This window comes from Frankia sp. AiPs1 (assembly GCF_023716945.1).
In the GTDB taxonomy this organism is placed as follows: Bacteria; Actinomycetota; Actinomycetes; order Frankiales; family Frankiaceae; genus Frankia.
Genome location: NZ_JAMQQF010000222.1, coordinates 1 through 9,027, shown reverse-complemented (window position 1 = coordinate 9,027; position 9,027 = coordinate 1). Strand labels below are relative to the sequence as shown.

Below are 9,027 nucleotides of genomic sequence, written 5' to 3'. Positions count from 1 at the left end.
GGACCGGACGGCGGTGACGGCGCCCACCGACCGCCGCTGCGAGGATCATCGGCCAGCCAGGCGTCGCGGGCGGCGGACCAGGCGCCGGTGCGCGGCGTCCCCTGCTCGGGCCCATGGTCGTCCCGTCTCCCGGGGCGACGGCTGTCCTGGTCCGCGGCGGCACGGCGACGGCCGTCACCTGGCGGGACGCTGGTGTCGGACCAGCGCAGGGCACCCGTCTCGTCCACCCGGCGCACGACGAGCGGCGGCGTCCGCACCGGCGGGGTCACCGGCGCATGATCCGGCGGCGGGGATGAGGGCGGGTCCGCCCGGTTGTCGCCAGGGCGCCCGGGGCCATCGCCACGCGCGCCGGCCCGGCGGATCTGGAACAGCGCCGTGCCCTCGTCCCGGTCGGGCGCAGCGGCGGGGTGCGCCGGGCGTCCGGCCGGCGGCCGACCGTTCACCAGGACGGTCCGCTCGGACAGCGGATTGGTCGGCGCGTCGAGGGGCGGGCCGACCCGTGGCTCCATCGGCGGATCGGTCGGAGCACCCGTCGGGGCAGCGGCCGGGTCGCCGACCCGCGGGACCGCCCGCGGGGCCGCCGGTGGGTCCGCCCGCGGACCCACCGACAGCCCGGTGCCAGGCGACCCCCCGCGGGCCGATGAGTCACCCGGACGGGACTCGACGGACCACGGGTCCGCCGGACGGGCGTCGACAGACCACGCGTCGGGTGGGCGGGTGGCAGGCAGCCGAGGTTCGGCGGGTCGGGCCGCACCGCCCGCAGACCGGCCACCGTCGCCGGCCGTCCTCGCTCCCCTCGCGGGAACGGTCATGGACGGTGGGAGGAGCACCACCGGCGGCGTCCGGCGTCGGCGCCCGGAACGGCCGGTACCCGGCCGGTGGTCCGCCCGCGCGCCGCGCCGCACCGCCACCGGTGACCGGGGCCTGCCAGCCCGCCGGGAACAGGAGCTTGGACACATGACGCGACCCCGAATCCCCGCAGCACGATTACGCGCGGGCGTTCCCGCCCTCGTGGTGGTGGCCCTTCTCGCGGTGATCCTCGCCAAGGGGGACTACCGGACCAACTTCTTCTCCGGCGGCGGGTTCGCCCTCGGGGCGCTGGTCGCGGCGATCGCCCTCGGTGTGGTCGTCACCTACCGCGGGTCCGGGGTGGTCAACCTGGCGGGGGCGGCCGTGGCGATGTACGCCGCCTACGTCTACGCCGACCTGCGAACCCACGGCGATCTGTTCCTCCCCCCGCTGCCCAACCCGCTCGCGCCCATCGAGGGCCTCGTGCACCTGGCGGGCGACGACTCGTTCACGGTGCCGCACTGGCCCACCTCGGTGTCCTTCGGCGCCACGATGGGGTTCTGGCCGGCCCTCGTGCTGGCCCTGGTGTTCTGCGCCCTGTTCGGCCTGGTGCTGCACGTCGCGGTGTTCCGGCCGCTGCGCCACGCGCCCGTCCTGGCCAAGGTGGTCGCCTCGGTCGGCGTGCTGCTGTTCCTGCAGGCCGTCGTCGTCCGGCGGTTCTCCACGACGACGCAGGTCGTCGGGCCGCTGCCGTTCGTCGACAAGACGCAGGTGGACCTCGGCCTGTTCAAGATCACTCAGGAGCAGCTCTTCGTCGTCTGCCTGGTGCTGGTGCTCGCCGTGGCGCTGTGGGCGCTGTTCCAGCGCAGCCGCTTCGGCCTCGCCGTGCGGGCCGCCGCCGAGAACGAGAAGGGCGCCACGGTCCTCGGCTTCTCCGCCGACCGGCTCGCCGCGGCGACCTGGGTGCTGTCCACCGTCGTCACCGGGCTGCTCGGCATCTTCGTCGCCTCGGTGAACTCCTCCGTCGACCCGAACACCATGCCGGCGTTGATCGTCCCGGCGGTCACCGCCGCCCTGGTCGGCGGCTTCACCTCCTTCGGGTGGACGACGCTGGCCGCCTTCGCCCTCGGCATGCAGGTCGCGCTGGTGACCTTCCTCGGCGCGAACGAAAGCTGGTTCCCGAAGGCCGACGGGCTGCCCGTGCCCGGGGTGGACCTGCTCGTGCCGCTCGTCGTCATCGTGGCGGTGCTGGCCCTGCGCGGGCAGTCGCTGCCGACCCGTGGGGTGCTGGGGCCCGGCCGGCTGCCCTTCTCACCGACGGCCCGGCCGTGGGCGCTGCGCTACGGCGGGCCGGGGCTGGCCGTCGTGGCCCTCATCCCCGGCGTGTTCTTCCTGTCGCCGGCGATGCGTGACGGGCTGACGAACACGCTGACCGGCATCGTCATCTGCCTGTCCATCGTCGTGCTGACCGGCTTCATCGGGCAGATCTCGCTGGCCCAGACCAGCTTCGCCGGCCTGTCCGCCTACACCGTCGCGAGCCTGTCGACGCACCACGGCTGGCCGTTCCCGCTGCCGATCCTGGCCGGCGCCGCGGTCGCGGTCGTCGCCGGCGTGCTCGTCGCGCTGCCCGCGCTGCGGGTGCGCGGGGTGCACCTCGCGATCGCCACGCTCGCCTTCGCCGTCGCCGTCGACAAGGTCGTGTTCGCCAACTCCTGGATCAACGGCGGTTTCGACGGCGCGACCGTGACGACGCCGGCGCTCATCCGCTCCCAGGACACCGACACCCATCACGTCCTGGGCGTCACGATCGGGGACGGCACCCAGCCCAACCCGCTGACCCTGGTGTTCTGCCTGATCGTCGTGGTCGCGCTCGGCTATCTCGTCGCGAACCTGCGCCGGTCGCTGACCGGCCGCCAGATGCTGGCCATCCGCTCGAACGAGCGGGCCGCCGCCGCCGCCGGGGTCAACGTGGCCGCCGTCAAGGTGCTGGCGTTCGGGGTGTCGGCGTTCATCGCCGGCGTCGGCGGCGCGGTCATCGCCTACCGCACCGGCAACGTCACCCCCGACAAGTTCCTCTACGACAAGTCGCTGATGTTCTTCGCGTTCGCCTACCTCGGCGGGATCGCGAGCGTCAGCGGCGCGGTCACCGGCGGCCTGCTCGTCGGTGGCGGCCTCGGCTTCACGGTCCTCAACAAGGTGTTCGGGCTGCCCGACGAGTTCGTGCTGCTGCTCGGCGGCCTCGGCCTGGTCGTCACCGCCGTGCTGAACCCCGAGGGCGTTGCCGGCAAGGCCCGCACCGACCTGCTGGCCCTGCGCCGAAGATTCCGACCTCCCACCCCGGCGGACCGACCCACCCCGGCGGACCCACCCACCCCGGCGGACCGACCCACGCCGATGGACCCACTCACCCCGACGGACACGGCGACCACGATCACCGAGCCCACCGCATCCGCCACGACTGGCCCGTCGGCCGCGTCCACCCCGGCTGCTGCAGCGGCAGTCCCAACTGCCGCGGCCACCCCAACTGCCGCGGCCACCCCGGCTACAGCGGCCACCCCGGCTACAGCGTCCATCTCGGCTGCAGCGGCAGTCCCAACCGCAGCGGCCGCCCCGACTGCGTCCGGGTCCGCTGCCGGCACCCACGTGGGCGGATCCGCCGGGGCGACGCCCGCGGTGGCGGGGGAGGCACGATGACCGAGCTGTTGCGCACCGAGGCGATGAGCGTCGTCTACGGCGGCCTGCACGCCGTCAACGGGCTGGACCTGCGGGTCGACGAGGGCCGCCTGGTGGGGCTCATCGGCCCCAACGGCGCCGGTAAGACGAGCTTCATCGACGGCATCTCCGGCTTCACCCGGACCCAGGGCGCGATCTACTTCCGCGGGAAGCGTGTCGACCGCGAGCCGGCCCACCGCCGGGCCCGCCTGGGCCTCGGCCGCACCTGGCAGTCGCTGGAACTGTTCGAGGACCTCACCGTCCGGGAGAACCTCCAGGTCGGCGCCGAGCGGCAGACGGTCGGCGGGTTCCTGCTCGACCTGGTCCGCCCCGGCCGCCACCGCGACCAGTCCGACGTGGACTGGGCGCTGGACGTCCTCGGCATCGCCCACCTCGCCGACCGGATGCCCACCGAGATCAGCCACGGCCAGCGCAAGCTGGTCGGCGCCGGGCGCACCCTCGCCGCCCGGCCCGCGCTGATCTGCATGGACGAGCCGGCCGCGGGCCTGGACACCACCGAGTCGGAGCAGTTCGGCCGCCGGCTGCGCCGCATCGTCGAGGCCGGCGTGTCGATCCTGCTCGTCGACCACGACATGGGGCTGGTGATGGGTGTGTGCGACGAGCTCTACGTCATCGAGTTCGGGACGAGGATCGCCCACGGCACGCCGGCGGAGGTCGTCGCGGACGAGAAGGTCCGGGCCGCCTACCTCGGCACGAAGGCGGGGACATGAGCGCACTGTTGGAGATCGAGGGCCTGTACTCCGGCTACGCCGGCGTCGCGATGGTCCGCGACCTGAACCTGACCGTGCACGCCGGGGAGATCGTGGCCCTGCTCGGGCCGAACGGGGCGGGCAAGACCACGACGCTGCTGACCACGTCGGGCCTCAACCCGGTGATGAAGGGCGACATCCGGGTCTTCGGCCGCTCGATCCGGGGCCGCCCGGCGCACCGGGCACCCCGCGAGGGGCTCGCCCACGTCCTCGAGGACCGCTCGCTGTTCTACCAGCTCACCGTCGCCGAGAACCTCCGGCTCGCCGCCGCGCGCAGCCGGGGCGACCTCGACCGGGCGTTGTCGTACTTCCCGGCGCTGGAGCCGCTGCTGGGCCGCCGCGCGGGGCTGCTTTCCGGCGGCGAGCAGCAGATGCTGGCCATGGCCAGGGCCCTGACCTCGAAGCCACGCCTGCTGATGGTGGACGAGATGAGCCTCGGTCTCGCCCCCGTCATCGTCGAACGCCTGCTGCCGGTGCTGCGCCGCATCGTCGACGACACCGGCGCCGGGGTGCTGCTCGTCGAGCAGCACGTCCACCTTGCCCTCGAGGTCGCCGACCGGGCCGCCGTGCTGGTCCACGGGGACCTGGTGGCCAGCGGCACCACCGCGGAGATCGCCGGGCGCGCCGCCGCCCTCGAATCGACCTACTTCGGCGCCGGCCCCGGTGTCGATGCCGATGCCGGTCCCAGCGTCGATGCCAGCACCAGCACCAGCACCAGCACCAGCCCCAGTGCCAGCCGCAGTGCCAGCCCCAGTGCCAATGCCAATGCCAACCCCAGCGCCGGCCCCGATGCCGGCCCGGACGACCGCCCCGACGACCCGGAAACCGCCCCGGAAGCTGACCTGGAAGGATCACGATGAGCGAGGCCTGGATTCTCGACGGCGTGCGGTCCCCCCGCGGCAAGGGCCGGCCCACCGGCGCGTTGCATCACGTGCATCCGCAGGAGCTGCTCGGCCAGCTCCTGCGCGCGCTCGCCGACCGTGTCGGCGTCGACCCGGAACTCGTCGACGACGTGGTGATGGGCAACGGCAACGCCGTGGGCGACCACGGCGGCGACGTCGCCCGGATGGCGGTGCTCGCGGCCGGCTGGCCGCAGACGGTGGCGGGCGTGACGCTGAACCGGTGGTGCGGGTCCGGTCAGCAGGCCGTCACCTTCGCGGCGACGGGCGTGGCGTCCGGGCACCAGGGGCTCGTGTTCGCCGGCGGCGTGGACGTGATGTCGCGCTGGCCCGCCGAGCAGGGGCCGATGGACTTCTCGGCCGGCAACCCGGCGGTGCGGGCCAGGTTCCCGCAGGTCCCCCAGGGGGTGTCCGCCGACCTGATCGCGACGATCGAGGGGTTCACCCGCGACGACGTCGACGCGTTCGCCGCGCGCAGCCAGCAGCGGGCCGCCGCCGCGATCGAGCAGGGTCACTTCGCCCGCAGCGTGGTGCCCATCGTCAACGCCGACGGCTCCGTCGCCCTCGACCACGACGAGCATCCCCGGCCCGGCACCACCCCGGAGTCGCTGGCGAAGCTGGCCCCGTCGTTCGCGGCCCTCGGCCGCGCGGTGTTCACCGACTACGGGTACGACCGGGCCTTCGGCGAGATGGTCCGCGACGTCTACCCGGACGTCAAGGAGGTCGACTACGTCCACCACGCCGGCAACTCGTCGGGCATCGTCGACGGCGCGGCCGTGCTCGCGATCGCCTCGCCCGCGTTCGCCCGCGCGCACGGCCTGCGCCCGCGGGCCCGGGTCGTGATGAGCGCGGTCGTCGGCGCGGAGCCGGTCATCATGCTGACCGCGCCCGGCCCGGCCTCGCGCCGCTGCCTGGAACGAGCCGGGATGACGGTGGGCGACATCGACCTGTGGGAGATCAACGAGGCGTTCGCCGCCGTCCCGCTGAAGACGATGCGCGACCTCGAGCTCGATCCCGAGAAGGTCAACGTCAACGGCGGGGCGATCGCGCTCGGCCATCCGATCGGCGCCACCGGCGGCATGCTCCTGCAGACCGCCCTCGACGAGCTGGAACGCCGCGACCTGTCGACCGCGCTCGTCACGATGTGCACCGGCGGCGGCATGGGCACCGCGACCATCATCGAGCGCATCTGACTGCGCCAAGCAGGTCCTGACGCGCAGATCAGAGCCGGACGACAACGCCGCAGTGGCGATCAGTAGGTGTGGAGGCAGGCGATGGGCAAGATCCTCGAGGGCATCAAGGTCGTGGAAGTGGCGCTGTTCGGCTTCGTGCCGTCGGCCGGTGCCGCGCTCGCCGACTGGGGCGCGGACGTCGTCAAGATCGAGCATCCCGAGACCGGCGACCCGGTCCGGGCGCTGTCGTCCTACGGCTTCGGCCCCGGCGACGGCGGCGTCACGACGCTGTGGGAGGTGTTCAACCGCGGCAAGCGGGGCGTCGGCATCGACATCGCCACCCCCGACGGCCTGGAACTGCTGATGTGCCTCATCGACGAGGCGGACGTGTTCATCACCAGCTTCATGCCGTCGGCCCGGGAACGACTCGGCATCGACGTCGACCAGGTCCGGGCGCGCAACCCGCGCATCATCTACGGCCGCGGCACCGGCCAGGGGCCCGACGGTCCCGACGCGGACAAGGGCGGGTTCGACGGCATCTCCTACTGGAGCCGGTCGGGCGCCAGCACCGCGTCGGTCCCGCCGGGCTACGACTTCCCGATCCTGCTGCCCGGCCCCGCCTTCGGCGACATCCAGAGCGGGATGTTCCTGGCCGGCGGCATCGCGGGGGCGCTGTACCAGCGGGAGCGGACCGGCCAGGGCAGCGTGGTCGACGTGTCGCTGTTCGGCGCCGGGATGTGGGCGATGCAGGCCTCCATCGCCGGCGCCGCGGCGATCGGCGCGGACAACATCGTCCAGCTCGACCGGCGCCGCCCGCCGAACCCGCTGACGAACCTGTACCGGACGGCCGACGGCCACTTCTTCGTGCTCGGGATGTTACAGGCCGACCGCTACTGGGCCGGCCTGTGCGCGGCGCTCGGTCACCCGGAGCTGTCCGCCGACGAGCGGTTCACCACCCTGGCCCTGCGCACCGAGCACGCCGAGGCGTGCGTCGCGGCCCTCGATGCCATCTTCACCGCCATCACCTACGACGAGCTGGTCAAGGCCCTCGACAGCCAGGAGGGCCAGTGGGCGCCGGTCGCCGTCCCCGGTGACACCCTGACCGACCCGCAGGCGCTGGCGAACGGCTACGTCCAGCAGGTCGACTACCCGAACGGCGCGCGCCTGCCGCTGGTTCCGGTGCCCGCCCGGGTCGACGGCGACCTGCCCGTGCTCACCCCGGCACCCACTCTCGGGGAGCACACCGACGAGGTCGTCCTGGCGCTCGGCCGCTCCGAGGAGGAGCTCATCAACCTCAAGATCGCCGGTGTGATCTCCTGATGACCGCCGTCACCCGCGGGGTCGACGCCGGCGTGCTGCGCTCCCTGCTGGCGGCGGGACGCGACCCCGGCCTCGCCGACCCCGTCGCTGCCGACCCCACCTCCGCAGACCCCGGCCCCGCCGACTCCGACCTCATCACCGCCGGCACCGCTTTCGCCGAGGCTGACATCGTCGACCTGCACCCGCTCAAGGGCGGCTACTCCCGCCAGATGTGGTCGTTCGACGCGGTGACCCGCGACGGCGCAGTGCACCCGCTGATTCTGTGCGCCGACTCGGCCGCCGGCGTCGTCGGCGCGGGCGGGCAGACCCTCGGCCGCCCCGCGGAGGCCGCCCTGCTGCACACCCTGCACGCCGCGGGCCTGCCGGTGCCGGGCGCCGTGGCCAGCGGCGATGGTGCCGCCGGGGGGCCCGGCGCCGAACTCGGCCGCCCGTACCTGGTGATGGAGCGGTGCGCCGGCACGGCCGCGATCGGCCCGCTGCACCGCGACCGGTGGTACGTGGAGCATCGGGCGGAACTCGCCGCCTGGTTCGCCGCGACGCTGGCGGCGATCCACGCCGCCGACGTGCCGGCGGACATCCTCGACGGCCGCCCGGACCCGGCGCGGGTCGCCGGCCGGGAGCTGGCCCGGTGGAGCGGCGAACTGCGCGCGACCCCCCAGGCGCAGACGGCTGTGCTGGATCGCGCGCTGGCGTGGCTCGCCGCGAACCCCCCGCCGCCGCCCGCGCGGGTCACCCTGCTCCACGGCGACTACCGGACCGGCAACATCCTGCACGGTCACGGCGACGGCGGCCCCAGCGGGCTGCGCACGGTGCTGGACTGGGAGATGGCGCACTTCGGCGACCCGCTGGAGGACGTCGCCTGGGCGCAGCTCGTCTGCTGGCGGGTCGGCACCGACCGGGTCGGCGGCCTGGTGGACCTGGCCCGCTGGCCGGAGCTCTACGGCGCCGCCGCCGGCCGGGCGCCGGACCTCGCGGCCCTGCGGTGGTGGGAGGTGCTCGGCTCGGTGAAGATGGCCTGCCTGGTGTGGCGGGCCGCCGAGGGTGTCACCGCGCCTGCCGAGCGCGCCCTGTTGGAACGCCTCTTCGCCGACCTGGGCACCGAACTCGACCGCCGCCTGCTGCCCCCCGACCACCGCCCCGCCGGATCCCTGACAAGAGGAGAGCAGCAATGACCGACGGTGGGCAGCGGGCCGAGGTAGGGCCCGGGACCGAGTCGTTCGAGGTGCGGGGGGTCCGCAACGGCAGCATCGTCACGGTCGTCTGGGACCGGGGCGTGCTCGACGGCGACCCGCCCACCCTCGACCTCGTCGAGGTCGAGGCCGATCTCGTCGCGGAGTCCCGGCGCGATCCCCTCCAGCTTCGCCG

At 74.1% G+C, this 9,027-nt stretch carries 6 protein-coding genes and 2 pseudogenes; 7 read left to right on the top strand and 1 reads right to left on the bottom strand.

The window, feature by feature from the left end; all coding sequences use genetic code 11:
* Positions 1–509: pseudogene (locus tag ND748_RS18435) on the bottom strand (hypothetical protein); the annotation flags it as partial.
* Between the two features lie 448 nt (positions 510–957).
* Between ND748_RS18435 and ND748_RS18430 the strand changes: the two are divergent.
* The 7 genes and pseudogenes from ND748_RS18430 to ND748_RS18400 all read left to right on the top strand — a co-directional run.
* The gene (locus ND748_RS18430; RefSeq protein ID WP_251747116.1) at positions 958–3,483 is read left to right on the top strand and encodes an ABC transporter permease; all 2,526 of its coding nucleotides are present in this window, start codon (positions 958–960) and stop codon (positions 3,481–3,483) included.
* Positions 3,480–4,232 (top strand): ABC transporter ATP-binding protein, encoded by a 753-nt coding sequence (locus ND748_RS18425; RefSeq protein WP_251747114.1) that lies wholly within the window; start codon positions 3,480–3,482, stop codon positions 4,230–4,232. Before ND748_RS18430 ends, ND748_RS18425 begins: the two co-directional genes overlap by 4 nt.
* Positions 4,229–5,131 (top strand): ABC transporter ATP-binding protein, encoded by a 903-nt coding sequence (locus tag ND748_RS18420; RefSeq protein WP_374215966.1) that lies wholly within the window; start codon positions 4,229–4,231, stop codon positions 5,129–5,131. The genes ND748_RS18425 and ND748_RS18420 overlap by 4 nt, the downstream gene beginning before the upstream one ends.
* Positions 5,128–6,363, top strand: a complete 1,236-nt coding sequence (locus tag ND748_RS18415) for an acetyl-CoA C-acetyltransferase (RefSeq protein ID WP_251747111.1) — start codon at positions 5,128–5,130, stop codon at positions 6,361–6,363. Before ND748_RS18420 ends, ND748_RS18415 begins: the two co-directional genes overlap by 4 nt.
* Before the next feature lie 81 nt (positions 6,364–6,444).
* Positions 6,445–7,662, top strand: a complete 1,218-nt coding sequence (locus ND748_RS18410) for a CaiB/BaiF CoA-transferase family protein (RefSeq protein WP_251747109.1) — start codon at positions 6,445–6,447, stop codon at positions 7,660–7,662.
* Complete coding sequence (locus ND748_RS18405) at positions 7,662–8,834, top strand: phosphotransferase family protein (RefSeq protein WP_251747107.1); 1,173 nt, start codon at positions 7,662–7,664, stop codon at positions 8,832–8,834. The genes ND748_RS18410 and ND748_RS18405 overlap by 1 nt, the downstream gene beginning before the upstream one ends.
* Positions 8,831–9,027: pseudogene (locus ND748_RS18400) on the top strand (hypothetical protein); the annotation flags it as partial. The gene ND748_RS18405 and the pseudogene ND748_RS18400, both read left to right, overlap by 4 nt.